Origin of the sequence: Phyllobacterium sp. 0TCS1.6A (assembly GCF_026420825.1) — a bacterium.
Classification (GTDB): domain Bacteria; phylum Pseudomonadota; class Alphaproteobacteria; order Rhizobiales; family Rhizobiaceae; genus Phyllobacterium.
Genome location: NZ_JAPMAB010000015.1, coordinates 32,665 through 48,585, shown reverse-complemented (window position 1 = coordinate 48,585; position 15,921 = coordinate 32,665). Strand labels below are relative to the sequence as shown.

The 15,921-nt window shown below is 62.6% G+C and carries 15 protein-coding genes; 6 read left to right on the top strand and 9 right to left on the bottom strand.

The features are described from left to right. Positions 1-196: 196 nt before the first annotated feature. Both OSJ75_RS22700 and OSJ75_RS22695 read right to left on the bottom strand, forming a co-directional pair. A complete protein-coding gene (locus tag OSJ75_RS22700; protein WP_267229650.1) occupies positions 197-823 on the bottom strand; it encodes a nucleotidyltransferase family protein in 627 nt (208 codons plus the stop codon). Beyond that, complete coding sequence (locus OSJ75_RS22695) at positions 820-1,749, bottom strand: XdhC family protein (protein WP_267229649.1); 930 nt, start codon at positions 1,747-1,749, stop codon at positions 820-822. The genes OSJ75_RS22700 and OSJ75_RS22695 overlap by 4 nt, the downstream gene beginning before the upstream one ends. A gap of 256 nt (positions 1,750-2,005) precedes the next feature. Between OSJ75_RS22695 and OSJ75_RS22690 the strand changes: the two genes are divergently transcribed. Then, the gene (locus OSJ75_RS22690; RefSeq protein WP_250017413.1) at positions 2,006-2,458 is read left to right on the top strand and encodes a (2Fe-2S)-binding protein; all 453 of its coding nucleotides are present in this window, start codon (positions 2,006-2,008) and stop codon (positions 2,456-2,458) included. 3 nt (positions 2,459-2,461) lie between these two features. Further along, positions 2,462-4,762, top strand: a complete 2,301-nt coding sequence (locus tag OSJ75_RS22685; RefSeq protein ID WP_267229648.1) for a xanthine dehydrogenase family protein molybdopterin-binding subunit — start codon at positions 2,462-2,464, stop codon at positions 4,760-4,762. A gap of 79 nt (positions 4,763-4,841) precedes the next feature. Here OSJ75_RS22685 and OSJ75_RS22680 read toward each other — a convergent pair whose 3' ends face one another. Continuing rightward, a complete protein-coding gene (locus OSJ75_RS22680) occupies positions 4,842-5,708 on the bottom strand; it encodes a LysR family transcriptional regulator (protein ID WP_267229647.1) in 867 nt (288 codons plus the stop codon). Between the two features lie 145 nt (positions 5,709-5,853). On the opposite strand from OSJ75_RS22680, the gene OSJ75_RS22675 reads away from it, so the two are divergent. After that, positions 5,854-6,513: a hydrolase gene (locus OSJ75_RS22675; RefSeq protein WP_267229646.1), complete on the top strand. Its 660-nt coding sequence runs from the start codon at positions 5,854-5,856 to the stop codon at positions 6,511-6,513. Positions 6,514-6,540: 27 nt separating this feature from the next. After that, positions 6,541-7,992, top strand: a complete 1,452-nt coding sequence (locus OSJ75_RS22670; protein ID WP_267229645.1) for an alginate export family protein — start codon at positions 6,541-6,543, stop codon at positions 7,990-7,992. Between the two features lie 15 nt (positions 7,993-8,007). Here OSJ75_RS22670 and OSJ75_RS22665 read toward each other — a convergent pair whose 3' ends face one another. The 4 genes from OSJ75_RS22665 to OSJ75_RS22650 form a co-directional block, all read right to left on the bottom strand. Further along, complete coding sequence (locus OSJ75_RS22665; protein WP_267229644.1) at positions 8,008-9,198, bottom strand: carboxymuconolactone decarboxylase family protein; 1,191 nt, start codon at positions 9,196-9,198, stop codon at positions 8,008-8,010. 60 nt (positions 9,199-9,258) lie between these two features. Beyond that, a complete protein-coding gene (locus OSJ75_RS22660) occupies positions 9,259-10,005 on the bottom strand; it encodes an SDR family oxidoreductase (protein WP_267229643.1) in 747 nt (248 codons plus the stop codon). A gap of 84 nt (positions 10,006-10,089) precedes the next feature. Continuing rightward, on the bottom strand, positions 10,090-11,166 hold the full coding sequence (locus OSJ75_RS22655) for an alpha/beta hydrolase (protein ID WP_250017430.1): 1,077 nt from the start codon (positions 11,164-11,166) through the stop codon (positions 10,090-10,092). A gap of 87 nt (positions 11,167-11,253) precedes the next feature. Next, positions 11,254-12,441, bottom strand: coding sequence for an MFS transporter (locus OSJ75_RS22650; protein ID WP_267229642.1), 1,188 nt, complete (start codon positions 12,439-12,441; stop codon positions 11,254-11,256). Between the two features lie 124 nt (positions 12,442-12,565). On the opposite strand from OSJ75_RS22650, the gene OSJ75_RS22645 reads away from it, so the two are divergent. Next, positions 12,566-13,459 carry a LysR family transcriptional regulator gene (locus OSJ75_RS22645; protein WP_250017434.1) on the top strand — a complete coding sequence of 298 codons (894 nt, stop codon included), beginning with the start codon at positions 12,566-12,568 and terminating at the stop codon, positions 13,457-13,459. A 42-nt stretch (positions 13,460-13,501) separates the two neighbouring features. Here the strand turns inward: OSJ75_RS22645 and OSJ75_RS22640 are convergent, their stop codons facing one another. Together OSJ75_RS22640 and OSJ75_RS22635 are read right to left on the bottom strand one after the other, a co-directional pair. Beyond that, positions 13,502-13,777 (bottom strand): hypothetical protein, encoded by a 276-nt coding sequence (locus tag OSJ75_RS22640; RefSeq protein ID WP_267229641.1) that lies wholly within the window; start codon positions 13,775-13,777, stop codon positions 13,502-13,504. 94 nt (positions 13,778-13,871) lie between these two features. Next, positions 13,872-14,783, bottom strand: a complete 912-nt coding sequence (locus OSJ75_RS22635; RefSeq protein ID WP_267229640.1) for a LysR family transcriptional regulator — start codon at positions 14,781-14,783, stop codon at positions 13,872-13,874. A 94-nt stretch (positions 14,784-14,877) separates the two neighbouring features. On the opposite strand from OSJ75_RS22635, the gene OSJ75_RS22630 reads away from it, so the two are divergent. Next, the gene (locus OSJ75_RS22630; RefSeq protein WP_267229639.1) at positions 14,878-15,774 is read left to right on the top strand and encodes an aldo/keto reductase family oxidoreductase; all 897 of its coding nucleotides are present in this window, start codon (positions 14,878-14,880) and stop codon (positions 15,772-15,774) included. Positions 15,775-15,921: the final 147 nt, after the last annotated feature.

Here is a 15,921-nt window from a genome sequence, read left to right as displayed (position 1 = left end):
ATGAGGATGATTGATTTGATTGCAGAAAAGCAGGGAGCCCAGGTTGGAAACCTCGCAGAATTATCCCCCTGCCAAACTCCACTCTCCCTCATCCTGAGCCCTCATGGTGAGCTAGTCGAACCACGAAGGGCGCAGCAACGTTTGTGCAATCGCTTTTTTATGGCACCGCATCAAAATAGTGCGTGCTTCGACAGGCTCAGCATGAGGGAGGTTGGCTCACTGGCACCCTTGTCCCCGCCATGTGAGCTTCGGCGTCGGCCAGATCCTGTTGCGTGTCGATGTCGGAGATTTCGTCCAGACGGCAATCGACGAATGCTGCCTCGCCGAGCAGCGACCTTGCACCGCCTTCGCCGCTTGCCGGCAGGTATGCCAATGCACTGAGCGGGAAGATCGCCGGCGGGCCGCGATGGTCGCCCGCGCGCGATGCGACGACCTGGCCGCGCCTTTGGGCGGCCTTGGACAACAGCCGTTCTATGTGCTCTCGTCGAATGAACGGCATGTCTCCAAGGCAGACGAGGACGTTTTCAAGGCCGCTCGCTTCCATAACACCGCGTCGCAGGGATCCGAGCATGCCTTCCTCGGGCGCATCGTTGTGTACGATCGAGTAGCCATCCTCCCGGAAGGCCGCGGTCCAGTCCGTGCTCTGCCTGCAAACCAGTATTTTCCTGGCCCATCGGAACGGCTGCAGCGTGCGTAGCACATGATGGGCGACCGGCGCGCCGCCCAGCTCGGCACCTAGCTTGTCGTCACGGTGAAAACGGGAACCCGATCCCGCGCCCAGCACGAGAACGGCCGTCGAATGCGATGCCGCAAGGTCGATCATGGTCTTCGCGATTCGAGCACGGACATGATCTCGGCAAGTACGGAAACGGCAAGTGACCGTGCTTCCCTCGCCGGTCCGAACAGGCCGATGGGTGCGCGAATACGGTCGAGCTGTTCGGGCGAGTGTCCATCTTCGAGCAGTCGCTGGCGTCGGTTGGCATGCGTTCGCCGGCCGCCGAGACAGCCGATATAGAACGCCGGCGACGCCAGCGCGTGCCGCAACACCGGCAGTTCCTTCTCGATGTCATGATGAAGCAGGACGATCGCAGATTCGCCATCGGCCTGCCTTGCGATATCATCGGCATCGATCGGAACGATCTCGAGGCCGGCCGCGGTGGCAATGTCGGAAAATACGCGGCTTTCGATGCCCTTTCCGGCAAGAAATATCCGAGGATCGGGCCTGTAAGTCGTCACCAGGCGATCGTCTTCCCAGCCCGTCGCGGACAGCCCCGCCCGAACGGACAGCCGCTGGCCGCCGGGATCGTAAACCAGGCTGACGGGCTTGCGTGCGACGACCATTTCGTCGAGGAGATGGTCGATGGTCGCAGCCTCTCGCAGGACATGGATCGTCAGGCTGAGCCCGCCTCCGCAGGGCAGGACAATGTCGAAAAATGGTGAACCCTTGCCGAGGCGGCAGACACGGTCGGCGTCTTCGGCGATCGCTTCGAGAGCTTCGCGCGCAACCGCGGCTTCGATGCAGCCGCCGGACACGTAACCGCAATAGCGGCCGTCCCCGGTGACCGCCATATGCGCGCCGAGCGCGCGCGAGGCACCATCGGTGATCTCGGCCAACGTCACGAGGGCGCATCGCTGCCCGTCCGCAACGGCGTCGCGAAGGAAGGCGAATATCTCCCTCGGACGGTCAACCGGTGCGACCGGCCGCAGTTCGATTTCTGCGAGGTTTGAGTAGCGATTTACTGCTCGCATCGGCGACATCCTGTCCTGGAGCTGATTTCGGGCTTGCCGAAAGTGCAACATACGCGGCAAGATAGGTGCTGGGCAATGCGTTGAATAGTCGACTGAACCGGCGCACGCAGTCACATTTATGTGCTGCATCGATAAGTTCAATCAGCTTTCCGGCCCTTACAAAGAAACGCCGGCCGCGTTATATTTCGACGACCGTCTCACTGTTTGAACGCGGGCGGGATCAACCTGGATCATCACGGCAGATGGAGGCGAGTTCATGGCGACATTCACCATCAACGGATCAGCTCACACATTTGATGGCGACCCGGAGATGCCTTTGCTTTGGTATCTTCGCGACGTTGCAGGAATGACGGGTACCAAGTTCGGCTGCGGGCAAGCGCTTTGCGGCGCCTGTACGGTACATGTCGAAGGAACCGCGGTTCGCTCCTGCCAGACCTTGATGGGTGACATCGAAGGTCAGGCCGTCGTGACGATCGAGGGACTTTCTCCGGACGGAATGCATCCGTTGCAGAAGGCGTGGCGCGAACTCAATGTCGCCCAGTGCGGCTATTGCCAGGTCGGCCAGATCATGCAGGCGGTCTCCCTCCTCAACGATACGCCGAACCCCACGGATGCCGATATCGATGCGGCGATGAGTGGAAACATCTGCCGGTGCGGCGCCTATCCCCGCATTCGCGCGGCGATCAAACTTGCAGCCGGGGGGGCGTGAACCATGACCATCAACATACCGACGAGCGAAGCATCCGGGGTCCTTAACCTCAGCCGTCGCTCACTGCTGCTCGGGCTCGGCGCCGGCGCCCTGGTTCTGGCGATAGGATCGCCTTCCGCTCTGGCGCAGGAAAAGCCGACGAAATACGGCGGCGATGCAATGGAAGGTGGTCTCAAGGACGATCCTCGAATCTTCCTGTCGATCGGGGATGACGGAACTGTCACCCTGCTCTGCAATCGGGCCGAGATGGGACAGGGGGTGCGAACCAGCTGGGCGATGGTGGTCGCCGACGAACTGGAAGCAGATCTGGCGCGCGTGACGGTGCTTCAGGCGCCGGGTGACGAGACGCGTTTCGGCAACCAGAATACCGATGGTTCGCGAAGCATGCGTCATCATTATGAGCCGCTGCGCCGCATCGGCGCCGCCGCCCGGCAGATGCTGGAGCAGGAGGCGGCCGCACGCTGGAATGTCGCCGCCACCGAGGTGAAGGCGGACAATCATGAAATCGTCCACGCCGCGAGTGGACGCCGTCTCGGTTTCGGTGAACTCGCCGACGGAGCCGCGAAAAGAGCAGTCCCGGCCCAGGATACGCTCGCATTCAAGAATCCGGAGCAGTTCCGCTATATCGGACGCGACAAGATTTCCCTGGTCGACAATTTCGACATCACGACGGGCAAGGCTGTCTACGGCATGGATGTTCGGGTCGAGGGCATGGCCTATGCCGTCGTCGCCCGGCCTCCGGTCCTCGGAGGCAAGGTGCGGAGCGTTGTCGACACCGAGACCCTGAAGGTGCCGGGCGTCCTCAAGGTCGTTCCGATCGACGCGCCGGGAATTCCGTCTGCATTCCAGCCCCTTGGCGGCGTTGCGGTGGTGGCGGAAAACACCTTTGCCGCGATCAAGGGGCGCTCCCTGCTGAAGATCGAGTGGGATGACGGCGCGAACGGGAGCTATGATTCGGTCGAATACAGGAAAACCCTTGAGACGGCCTCGACAACCAAGGATGGCAAGGTCGTGCGCAATGACGGCGATGCCTACGCCGCCCTGGAAAGCGCCACGAAACGGCTCGACGCATCCTATTACATCCCCCACCTGGCCCAGGCGCCGATGGAGCCGCCAACGGCAACTGCGCGCGTGACCGGTGACGAATGCGAGGTCTGGAGCAGCGTCCAGGCGCCGGAGGCGATCCGCATCGATCTTTCCAAGCGGTTCAACATTCCGCTCGAGAAGGTCACTGTCCACACGATGCTGCTCGGTGGCGGGTTCGGGCGCAAGTCCAAGCCGGACTTCGCGAGCGAGGCCGCAATCCTCTCGCGGGCGATGGAGGGCCGGCCGGTCAAGCTGGTCTTCACCCGCGAAGACGATATCCAGCACAGCTTTTTCCATACGGTATCGGTGGAGCGGCTGGAAGCGGGGCTGGATGCGGACGGAAAACCCGTCGCCTGGCTGCATCGTACTGTCGCGCCATCGATCACATCGATTTTCATGCCCGACCCCAAGCACGAGTCGCAATTCGAGCTTGAGATGGGCGCTGTCGATGTGCCCTTCGCCATACCCAACATACGGATCGAGAATCCCGAGGCGCCGGCCCACACGCGCATCGGCTGGCTCCGGTCGGTTTCCAACATTCCCCACGCCTTCGCGATCCAGAGCTTTGCGGCCGAACTCGCCGCGGCTGCCGGGCGCGATCCCAAGGATTATCTGCTGGAATTGATCGGGTCTGACAGAAGCGCCTTCGAGAATTCCCCGCTGGCGTGGAACTATGGAGAAGATCCGAAGCGGTACCCGTTCGAAACCGCGCGTCTGCGGCAGGTCGTCGAGCGGGTGGCGAAGGAAGCCGGCTGGGGTCGCTCATTGCCGGCCGGACGCGGCCTGGGCATCGCCGCCCATCGCAGCTTCGTCAGCTACACGGCGGTCGTGGTCGAGGTTGCCGTGGAAGACGGCGGCGCATTCACGGTTCCCCGGGTGGACATCGCCTTCGATTGCGGACCGGTGATCAATCCCGACCGTGTGAAGTCGCAACTCGAAGGCGCGGTGTTGCAGGGCATCAGCCTTGCGACGATCGGCGAAATCACCTTCAAGAACGGCCGTACCGAACAGACCAATTTCGACGGCTACGAGGTGACGCGGATCGATGCGGCGCCGAAGGAGATACATGTCCATCTGATGGAGTCGGGTTACGACAAACCGCTTGGCGGCGTCGGCGAGCCCGGACTGCCTCCGGTGGCTCCGGCGCTGACCAACGCCCTCTTCGCGGCGACGGGCAAGCGAATAAGGGCACTGCCGATCCGCGACCAACTCGCATAGGGCGCACGACGCCTGTTACAAGCAACAAGCCGGAGCGATCAGATCGCTCCGGCTTGTTGTTGCTGGCCCTGACCAGAGGCTAACCGGGGAAACATTCGATGAGCATCTCGGTGAGAATCCTCACTTTCCGGGAGGGATACTGGCTGGGCGGCCGGAGGACGAAGATGCCGGCCGGCGGAATCGGATGATGCGCCATGATCGGCACCAGCGCGCCTGAACGAATATGATCGGCGACGAGCGGCTCCGGCAGATAGGCGACGCCGACCCCCTCCAGGGCAGCCGCGACGAGCGATACTCCGTTATCGGCTACGAAACGTCCCTGGGGACGTATCAAGACGATCTTGTCGCCATCCATGAATTGCCACGTCTCGGTGGGCCGCATCACGGTCTGGTGGTTCATGATATCGTCCGGTGTTGCGGGAACGCCGTGCGCCTCGATATAGGCGGGGCTCGCAACCAGCTTGCCGAAGATCGGTCCGACCCGCCGCGCGAGGAGGTTGGAATCCGGCAGATGTCCTACGCGAATAGCGCAATCGAAACCCTCTCCGACAAGATCCACGAAGCGATCGGTATAGGAGGAATCAATGTGCAGTTGCGGATGCCGAAGCGCCATCCGGGAGAGGACGGGCGCAAAATGCGTCGGGCCGAACGAGAGTGGCACGGCTATGCGCATGCGGCCGCGAAGCTCGCCGGCAGGGAGGATCGTTTCGCGCGCCACATCCAGTTCGGCGGAAATCCGGGCTGCGTAGTCCCGGAACGTAGCGCCTGCCTCCGTGAGCGCTATGCCGCGGGTCGTTCGCGAAAGCAATTGCGCACCGAGCTCTGCCTCGAGCTGGGTGATCCTGCGGCTGACCACCGATTTGGAGATGCCGAGCCGCAGCGCCGCTGACGATACGCCGCCCGCATCGGCAACCTCGACGAATATTTTCAGATCCTCAAGTTCCACTTCGCGTTCCGTTTCTTGCAACAGGGCGTTACGCGACCGGGGACTACCCGGTGGCAGGCGAGAATGACAGGTTCGCCGCGGATGGCTCTCCGATGAGGGTGTCCTCACAAAATGCCTCAACGAACCGCCAATAAAGGATATATTCATGACCTTTCGTAACGGCCTCAATTCTCTGCTTCGTCCCGAAGATTCCGTCCTCGTTCTGATCGATCATCAGGCATACCAGCTGGCCAACCTCAATAGCCATGATCCTCAGGCCGTCGTCAACAATGTAACCGCGCTGGCAAAGCTGGCAAAAGCGTTCAATGTCCCGACGATCCTCACCAGCGTGATCGCGGATCGTGGTGGCAAGCTCTTCAAGCAAATCACCGATGTCTTCCCGGAGCAGGAAGTGATCGACCGCACCTGGGTGAATACCTGGGAGGACGAGAAGGTGGTGGACCTGGTCAAGGCGACCGGCCGCAAGCAATTGATCATCGCCGGCCTGTGGACCGAGGTTTGCGTGGCGATGCCCGCGATTCAGGCCGCCGGCGAAGGCTGGGACGTGACCGTCATCACCGACGCATCGGGCGGAAGCTCGACCGAGTCTCACCAGGTCGCCATCCAGCGGATGATCGCTGCCGGCGTCAACATGATGACCTGGATGGCGCTTGCCGGCGAATGGCAGCGGGACTGGGCGCGCCTCGAACACGTCGAAGAGCTTACGGAAGTGCTCATTTCGCACATGAGCGGCAGCGGCATCGCCTATCTGTGGGAGCAGCAATTGCTCAACACGCCGATCCCGACGACCAAGGGCGGGCACTAGAACCTGGCCGGGACGACGAGGATATCGATGAATGCGTCGCAAGATTGCGGACGATCGGTCCATTCTCGTCGTCCCTCCCGGAAGCTTGCTCTATCCCTGGCAGCACTTGCCCTCTTTCAGATCGACCACGAAGCGGCCTTCGCGAACGACGCATCCACGCTGGAGAGGCCCACGATAAAAACCGACCGGTCGCAGGAGGACTGGTCGTTTCTGGCCGATCCGAAACTGCGTACGCAACCGCTGGATGGGTTCAAATACATTCCGCTGTTTTCCTCCAATCGCGACAGCTACATCTCATTGGGGCTCAACCTTCGCGAAATATTCGAAGTCAGCGACGCGCCGGCTTTCGGAACCGTGCCTGCGAATCCCGCCGATTCCTATTGGTTGCAGCGCGCGCAGTTCCATATCGACGTTCACCTGAATGAAAACTGGCAATTGTTCACGCAGTTCGAGGATGTGCGTGCCTTCGACAAGACGGTGGTCGGCCCCAATGACGCAAACCGGTTCGACCTTCGGCTGGCATTCATCGGCTACACGCAGGAGACCGACGCGGGAACGTTCAGGGCGAGGATCGGCCGCCAGGACTTCGCGTTTGACCTCGAGCGCTTCGTATCGTTGCGTGACGGGCCGAATGTCCGTCAGTCGTTCGATGCGATCTGGGCCGGATGGGAGACGGAGGCATGGCGCTTCTACGGTCTCGTCAGCCAACCCGTCGAGAATCGGGATGATGATCCATTTGACGATCGCTCAAGCGGCGATGTGCTGTTCAGCGGCGCGCGCATTGAATGGCAGCTTTCGCAGGATATCGAAGCCTCGACTTATTACGCGCTTTACCAGCGCAAGGACGCCGCTTTTCTCGCCGCGTCGGGTGAGGAGGACAGGCATATGCTCAATATCCGGACGGCCGGCAAATATGCCGGCTTCGACTGGGATGTGGAGGCAATGGGCCAGGTCGGCAAGGTCGGTTCGGCCGATGTGCTGGCCTGGGCGGTGGGAGCGAGGACAGGCTATACATTCCAGAATATTGGCTGGTCGCCGAGGATCGGCCTGCAGTTCGACATGGCATCAGGCGACCGGGATGCGGACGATGGCAGGCTTGGCACGTTCAATCCGCTGTTTCCAAACGGCTTCTATTTCTCGCTCGGCGGCCATACCGGATACGCCAACCTCGTCCACCTCAAGCCATCGATCACCGTCCAGCCGTCAGAAGATTTGACCCTGATGGCCGGAGCCGGGCTGCTGTGGCGCCTGACGACGGACGATGCCGTCTATACCATGCCGAGTGTCCCGGTCGCCGGAACCGCTGCCGGGGGTTCGCCGTGGACCGGGGCCTACGCCCAAGTGAGGGCCGACTACAGGTTCAATCAAAATCTCACGGGCTCGGTCGAAGCGGTCCACTACCGGGTCGGCTCGACGCTTCGCGACGCCGGAGGCCGCGACAGCAACTACTTCCGGGCGGAACTGAAATTCGCCTGGTAGTGTCGGGCCTATCGATCAAAGCCCGGCGGCTCGACCATAATCCTCGTCCGAAACCTTCTCCATCCAGGTAACGGAGGTTCCGTCCCTGGCCTCGGCCACGGCGAAATGGGTCATCGCCGCCGCCCGGGTTGCGCCATGCCAGTGCCTGACGTTCGGCGGAATCCAGACCACGTCTCCGGGACCGACCTGCTGGACCTGTTCGCCTTCCTTCTGCACCCAGCCGTTTCCGCTGACGATGAACAGGGTCTGCCCGAGCGGGTGCGTGTGCCAGGCCGTGCGTGCGCCCGCCGTGAAGGATACGGTTGCCCCACCGACACGCGCAGGCGCGTCAGCCTGGTAGAGGCCGGAAATCTCGACCTTCCCGGTGAAATACTGCTCCGGTGCCGACGCAGCGCCGCTTCCCGCCGGCGTGATCCTGAGGTCTGCCTCGGCTGCGTTCACGGCGGTGCCTTTCCTGCTTTCGAAGACCTGCTTGAGCACCGGCACGGCGGACATGGCTCGCGGCCAGCCTGCGTAGAACGCAACATGGGCCAGGACTTCGGAAGCTTCCGTCTGCAACAGGCCATTGTCCATGGCGCGGTTGGCGTGGAACGGCAATTGCTCCGGCTGTCCGATGGCTATCAGCGCCGACATCGTCACCAGGCTGCGGTCGCGCGCGGCAAGGTCGGGACGCTGCCACAGATCGCCGAACAGGACGCGATTGGTGAGTTCCGCAAGCGCCGCGGCCGTCGGGGCAACCGCATTGTCGACCGCTGTCCGGCGGGCAGCCTCGGCTGCGGCCTCCAGTTCGATGCGAGCGGCCTTGCTGTCGCCGACGGGTGCGATACCGCGTTCGTCGAACAGCTTCTTGGTCTCGGTCACGGCCGAGATCGCATTCGGCCAGCCCGAATAGAACGCGAGCTGGGTGATCAGTTCGCCGATCTCCTCCGGCTTGACGCCATTGTCCAGCGCGCGGCCGACATGCGAGCCGATCTGCGCAAGTTTTCCTGTCGATATGAGTGCCGAAAGGGTGACGAGGCTGCGGTCGCGCGGGGCCAATTCCCGGCGCTCCCAGACTTCGCCGAACAGGACATCGTCGGTGAAATGCCCGAGGCCGGGCGCGACGTCGTAGACCGCCGCCGGGGCAACCCGCCTGCGGTCTTCCTGTGCGTCGACGCCCGTGGCGGCGAGAGCCGATAGGGCAATGCTTGCGGCGATTTTCTTCATCTGTGGGTTTCCTCTAGCTGTATCAGGATGGCTGTATCAGGATGGCCGTCTTTGCTCGCGTCAAAGTTCCTGGGCGGTCGGCCGGAAGAGGATCTCGTTGATTGCGACATCTTCGGGCTCGCTGATCGCAAAGGCCACCATTCGGGCGAATGTCTCGGCTGGCACGCCGACCTGGCCCACATAGTCCTGGTTCGCCTGCTGCACGTCCTTTTCGCTGATGTGATCGAGCAGTTCCGTCTTGACGGCGCCGGGAGAGATGATCGTGGTGCGGATATTGTAGGCAGCCATCTCCTGCCGAAGCCCCTCAGACAGCGCCCGCACGGCAAATTTGGTGGCGGAATAGACGGCCGAGCCGCCAAAAAGCTTGTGGCCCGCCACGGAGGCGAGATTGATGACGTGGCCGGATTTCTGCTCCTTCATGTGCGGAAGCGCGGCAGCGATGCCGTAGAGGACGCCCTTGATATTGACGTCGATCATCTGGTCCCATTCGTCGACCTTCAGCCGATCCATCGGCGAGAGCGGCATGACGCCGGCATTGTTGATGAGCACGTCGATACGTCCATAGGTCGCGACTGCAGTGTCCACCAGCTTCCGCAGGTCCGCCTGCCTGGTGACATCGGTAGCGAGGGCAATGGCCTTGCCGCCGGCGGCGTCGATCTCGGCGGCAAGCGCATCGATACGGTCGGCCCGGCGCGCGCCGAGGACGATTTTCGCGCCCCTGGCGCCGAGATGGCGCGCCGCTGCGGCGCCCATCCCGCTTGAAGCGCCGGTGATGACGATCGTCTTGCCAGTAATGTTGTCGGTCATTTCATGTCTCCTGATTAAGAGGGTCGAGCAAGGGACGACGACTGCGCACCCTGCGCCGGTCGCCGCCGCGATGAGTGGCTTCGCCTAGGCCAGGTGCTGGCCGAAGAACGCCGCGATCCGGTCGAAGGGGATTTTGTCCATGCGGTCGTAGAGGTCGGTGTGGTTGGCGTTCGGGATGATCATCAGTTCCTTGGGCTCCGCTGCCGCCGCGAAGGCTGTTTCGCTGAAATATCGCGAATGGGCGTTCTCACCGTGGATGAGCAGGAGCGGGCGCGGGGAAATCTCGGCGATATAGGTCAGGATCGGCATGTTCATGAACGACAGCGGCGTCGTCTGCGACCAGGCATTGCCGGAATTGACCGCGCGGGGATGATAGCCACGCGGCGTCATGTAATAATCGTGATAGTCGACGAGGAACTGCGCTTCGCCGCCCTTGAGTTCGTTATATGGCGGCTGATATGCCGGCGTTCCTTTCTCCGCATCCGCCCAGCGCTGGAGGCTCAACTGTTCGAGCGTTCTGGCGCGCGCCTCCGGAGTGACGCTGTCATTGTAGCCTTTCGACATGGCGCGGGTCATGTCGTACATGGTGCTTGCAACGACCGCCTTGACGCGCTTGTCCACGGCGACGGCATTCAATGCCATGCCGCCCCAGCCGCAGATGCCGATCACGCCGATGCGCTCGCGGTCGATTTCGGGCCGCAGGCCGATGAAATCCACTGCGGCACTGAAATCCTCGGTATTGATGTCCGGAGACGCAATGTTGCGCGGCTCGCCGCCACTTTCGCCGGTATAGGAGGGGTCGAAGGCAAGAGTTGCGAAACCGCGCTCCGCCATGGTCTGAGCATAGAGGCCCGACGATTGCTCCTTCACCGCGCCGAAGGGTCCGCTGACGACAATAGCGGGCAGCGCTGCGTTGCCGCCGTTCCTCGGCTGATAGAAGTCGCCCACCAGTGTGATGCCGTAGCGGTTTTTGAACGACACCTTCTGGTGATCGACATTGTCGCTCTTCGCAAAAACCTTGTCCCATTCCGGGGCCTGCGCCAGCGCTCGTGTTGCGGTCGCGGCGGGGACCATGCTGGCCGCGACGGCGAGGCCCGCTCCCTTTATCAGGCTGCGCCTGCTGGTATTGCAGGTATTGTCACTATCGATGTGCTTGCTCATGGCAGGGTCTCCTTAGCCATTGAAGTTGTGATGTATCGGATGCTCGGCTGATGCCGGACATCGCGGGTGGGAAAATTTCGGTCCTGCTCATCTTCCGCTCCGGATCGCACGCCATGCGGCGAAGGAGGCGAGCGAGGAACCGCCCAGAAGTGCGGCGCTGAGCACGAAGGTCGATTGCCAACCCGCAACGTCGAAAAGAAGCCCGCCGAGAGACGCTCCGGCCGTGATGGCAAGCTGGATCACGGCGACCTGCAGGCCGCCCCCGGCTTCGGCATCGTCGGCAAGAACGCGGCTCAGCCAGGTGCCCCAGCCCACGGGCGCCGCGGTTCCGAGGAAGCCCCAGCCGATCAGGGACATGAACACCGGGACCGGCATGTCGCCGAATGCGATCATCGCCAGGGCGATAAAGGCCATGAGGAAGGGGATGGCTATCAAGATGCTGAACAGGCGATGGTTGAGCAGCCGGCCAACGGCCCAGGTTCCGGCAGCTCCCGCCAGTCCCATCAGCAGAAGGACGAGCGACAGCGTTTCGATGCCGAGCCGCGTCACCTGCTCCAGGAACGGCCGCAGATAGGTGAAGAGCGCGAACTGGCCCATGAACAGCATGAGGATGGCCGCCATGCCGATGGCGACCGGAGGACGCCCCAGCAACCGGAAGACGTTCGAGCTTGCCGGGTCGCGGCGCGGCGGAAGCGTCGGCAGGCTGATCCACTGCCAGAGGAGCGCGAGCAGTCCGACAGGGACGATGAGGAAGAAGGCGCCACGCCAGCCGATATAGGAGCCAAGCAGGCTGCCCAAAGGTGCGGAGACGGTCGCCGCGATCGCATTGCCGGCATTGAGCAGGGCAAGCGCCTTCGGCACCTGGTCTTGCGGGACGAGGCGCATCACGATCGACGTCGACATCGACCAGAAGCCGCCGATGGAAATTCCGAGCAATGCCCGGCCCAGCATCAATACGGGATAGGAAGGCGCGAAGGTGACGGCGATGCCCGAGAGTATCAGGAGTAGCGTCAAGGCCAGCACGACCACGCGCCGGTCGAGGCGGCGGGCGAGCGCGGCAATGCACAGGCTGGTCAATACGGCGAAAACGCCCGAGATGGAGATTGCCTGCCCGGTGTTTCCCTCGGATACGCCGAGATCCGCGGCAATCGGCGTCAGCAGGCTCACGGGCATGAACTCCGACGCGATGAGCACGAATACGCATAATGTCATGGAGGAGACAGCGCCCCACGCCGAGCGTCGGTCGCGAATGGTCTCGTCATAGGTCAGTGTCATGTGCCTCGATCCTGATTGGCAATTGCTTGCTGATGGGCACAAGGTAATGTTGCGAGACTTTGTGGACTATCCGTGCTAATCCACATGAACTTATCTATTTTCAATATAAGTCAGGGTATAGGCGATGCAGCGCGAGGATATGAGGGACCTGCTCTGGTTCCTGGAGGTGGCGAGGGAGCAAAGCTTCACCAAGGCTGCGGCAGCGCTTGGAACGTCGCAGCCGACGCTCAGCCATACGATCAAGCAGCTGGAGACCCGCCTCGGCGTGCGGCTGCTTACAAGGACGACGCGAAACGTGGCGACGACAGAAGCGGGCGAGCGGCTGTTCCAGTCCCTGGCTCCACGATTTCAGGAGATCGAGGCGGATCTGGCAGCCCTGGTCGCCTTTCGCGAGAAGCCGTCCGGCACCATTCGACTGACATTGTCGGACCATGCCCAGCAGATGACGGTGTGGCCGAAGCTGAGCCGCGTATTGGCCGACTATCCGGATATAAGGGTGGAACTCTACAGCGATAACGGCATGCGCAATATCGTGGAGGAGCGCTTCGATGCGGGCGTGCGGCTTGGAGAGAGCGTCGACAAGGACATGATCGCCGTACGCATCGGCCCGGACTGGCGGCTCCGGGCGGTGGCTTCGCCGGAATATTTCGCCCGGCAGGGCATCCCGCTTACGCCGCAGGACCTGGTTCGGCATGTGTGCATCAATACGCGCCAGGCGACGTGGGGCGGGTTCTACTCATGGGAATTCGAAAAGGACGGAAGGGAGCTGCGGGTCAGGGTCGACGGGCAGCTCAGCTTCAATTCCTCGATCGCCCAGATCGATGCGGCGCTGAAGGGTTATGGGATCGCCTATATTCCGGAAGACCTCGTGGAAGAAGACATTGCCGCGGGGAGGCTGCAGGCCGTGCTGGACGACTGGAGCCAGCCCTTTACCGGCTATCATCTGTACTACCCAAGCAGGCGCCAGATGTCCCCGGCGATGACCGTGATCGTCAACGCACTCCGGCACCGAGGCTGAACCGGCCAGGCTGGTTCCGACGCCGGCCAGAGCCGATACGGTCTATTGCTTTGCGGATTGCGGAGGGGTGGGATTTGCCGGCTGCGAGGGGGCTGGGTTGGCTGGTTGCGAGGGCGCGGGGTTGGCCGGCTGTTCGCCTTGCGGCGGCGCACTTGTTGCGTTTGCGGGAAACAGATAGGTCGCGATCGCGCTCAGAATGATCGTGGCGGCGGTCTGGATCTCGGGCGATGTCAGGCTTTGCGGTAGTGCATATTTCGAACCGAGCCAGCCGATGACGCCGCCGACGATCGATCCGATCAACTTCGAATAATTGCCCATTCGTCTTTCCTTCGCTTGCTATGCCGTCTTTCGATCATCCGCCAGCATCTGCTCTGCTGCCGGTCCGCAATAATCGGCCAATGAGCGCCGAAGGTCAAATCCGGCCGGCCGATGCCTTGACGAAATCGATGAACGCGCGCAGCGGGGCAGGCACGAGACGCCGCCCCGGATAATAGAGAAATGGTCCCGAAAACGCCTGCCACCAGGGTTCGAGGACGGGTTCCAGCACGCCGCTGGCGAAATGGGGGCGCAACCAGTCCTCGAACAGTGCGACGATGCCGGTGCCGGCAATCGCGGCATCGACGGCGAGGTCCACGCCGCCGCCGAGGCCGACGATCAGCGGCCCCGCCGGATCGACGCGCACCACTTCGCCGCCGCGCTCGAACTCCCATGGCGTCATCAAGGCGCCGCTTGGAAAGCGGCCATTCAGGCAGGCATGGCCCAGCAGGTCGCGCGGGTGCTCGGGCCGGCCGTGGCGGTCGAGATAGGCGGTGGAAGCAGCGGTGGCGAAGCGCTGGACGCGCGGGCCGATGGGCACGGCAATCATGTCCTGCTCCAGCCGTTCCTCGTAGCGGATGCCGGCATCGCAGCCAGCGGCAAGGATATCGACGAAACTCTCCTCGGCGACAATTTCAAGCCGTATGCCCGGATAGGCGGCGAGGAAGGGCGGCACGATGCGCGGCAGCACCAGGCGGATGGCGCTGACGGGAACGTTGATCCGCAACGATCCGGCCGCCTGGTCGCGGTAGCCATTCACCACGTCGAGCGCCGCTTCCACCTCGGTCAGGGCCGGGCCCAGTCGTTCCAGCAGACTGCGGCCGGCTTCGGTCGGCACCACGCTGCGCGTCGTCCGGTTCAACAGCCTCACGCCGAGCTGTTCTTCCAGCCGGCGGACGGCTTCGCTGAGGCCGGAGGCGCTGGCGCCGCTCATGCGCGCGCCGTCGCGAAATCCCTTGGCGCGCGCCACCGTCAGGAATGAATTCAGGTCACCAAGATCGATCGCCACTGTTCGCTTCTCCGTACAGCCTGTACCGATTGTAGCGACTTATTGCACGCCGGGACAATGCCCATCTTTGCCTCGTTAGAGAAAGGATGCGATCATGAACACCATCGACAGCGAAACATTCGCCCTTGGCGAGCATAGGGTGAAGCGGCTCGGCTATGGCGCCATGCAGCTGGCGGGGCCCGGCGTCTTCGGCCCGCCGAAGGATCACGGCGCTGCCCTGGCCGTCTTGCGCGAGGCCATTGCACAGGGGGTCGATCACATCGACACCAGCGATTTCTACGGGCCGCATGTGACAAACCAGCTGATCCGCGAAGCGCTCGCGCCCTATCCGGACGACCTTGTCATCGTCACCAAGGTTGGGGCCCGGCGCGGCGAAGATGCGGCATGGCTACCGGCGTTTTCGGCCGGGGAACTGACGCAGGCCGTGCACGACAATTTGCGCAACCTCAAGCTCGACGTGCTGGACGTGGTCAATCTGCGCATCATGTTCGACGCGTTTGCCCCGATGGAAGGGTCGATCGAAGCGCCGTTGACCGCGCTGGCCGAGCTTCAGCAACGCGGGTTGATCCGCCATATCGGCCTGAGCAACGTCACCGCGACGCAGGTCGCCGAGGCAAGCCGGATCACACGGATCGTCTGCGTGCAGAACCTTTACAATATCGCCCGGCGTGCCGATGATCCGCTGATTGAAGCGCTCGGGCGCGACGGCATCGCCTATGTGCCGTTCTTCCCGCTTGGCGGCCTGAACCCGCTGCAATCGTCCATTCTGTCGGGCGTTGCCGAGCGTCTGGGTGCTACGCCGATGCAGGTTGCGCTCGCATGGTTGCTGCACCGGGCGCCGAATATCCTGTTGATCCCGGGCACGTCTTCCATCGCCCATCTGCGGGAAAACCTGGCTTCGGCCCGACTCGTCCTGCCGGACGACGTGCTGGCGGAACTGGACGGCATCGGCAATGGGAATGATGGTAGCGGGCCGAACCACGCTGCCTGAAGCGCTTCGCCGCTCTATTGCGGCGAGGCAACCCCGCCCCGCCCATCTGCCATCTCTGGGTGTAGTCAGGATATATTTCTACCTTTACTCTACTAATTTAGTAGATATTTGCTCCCCAAGCCCCGCTTCCGCCCCATAGGATCATCG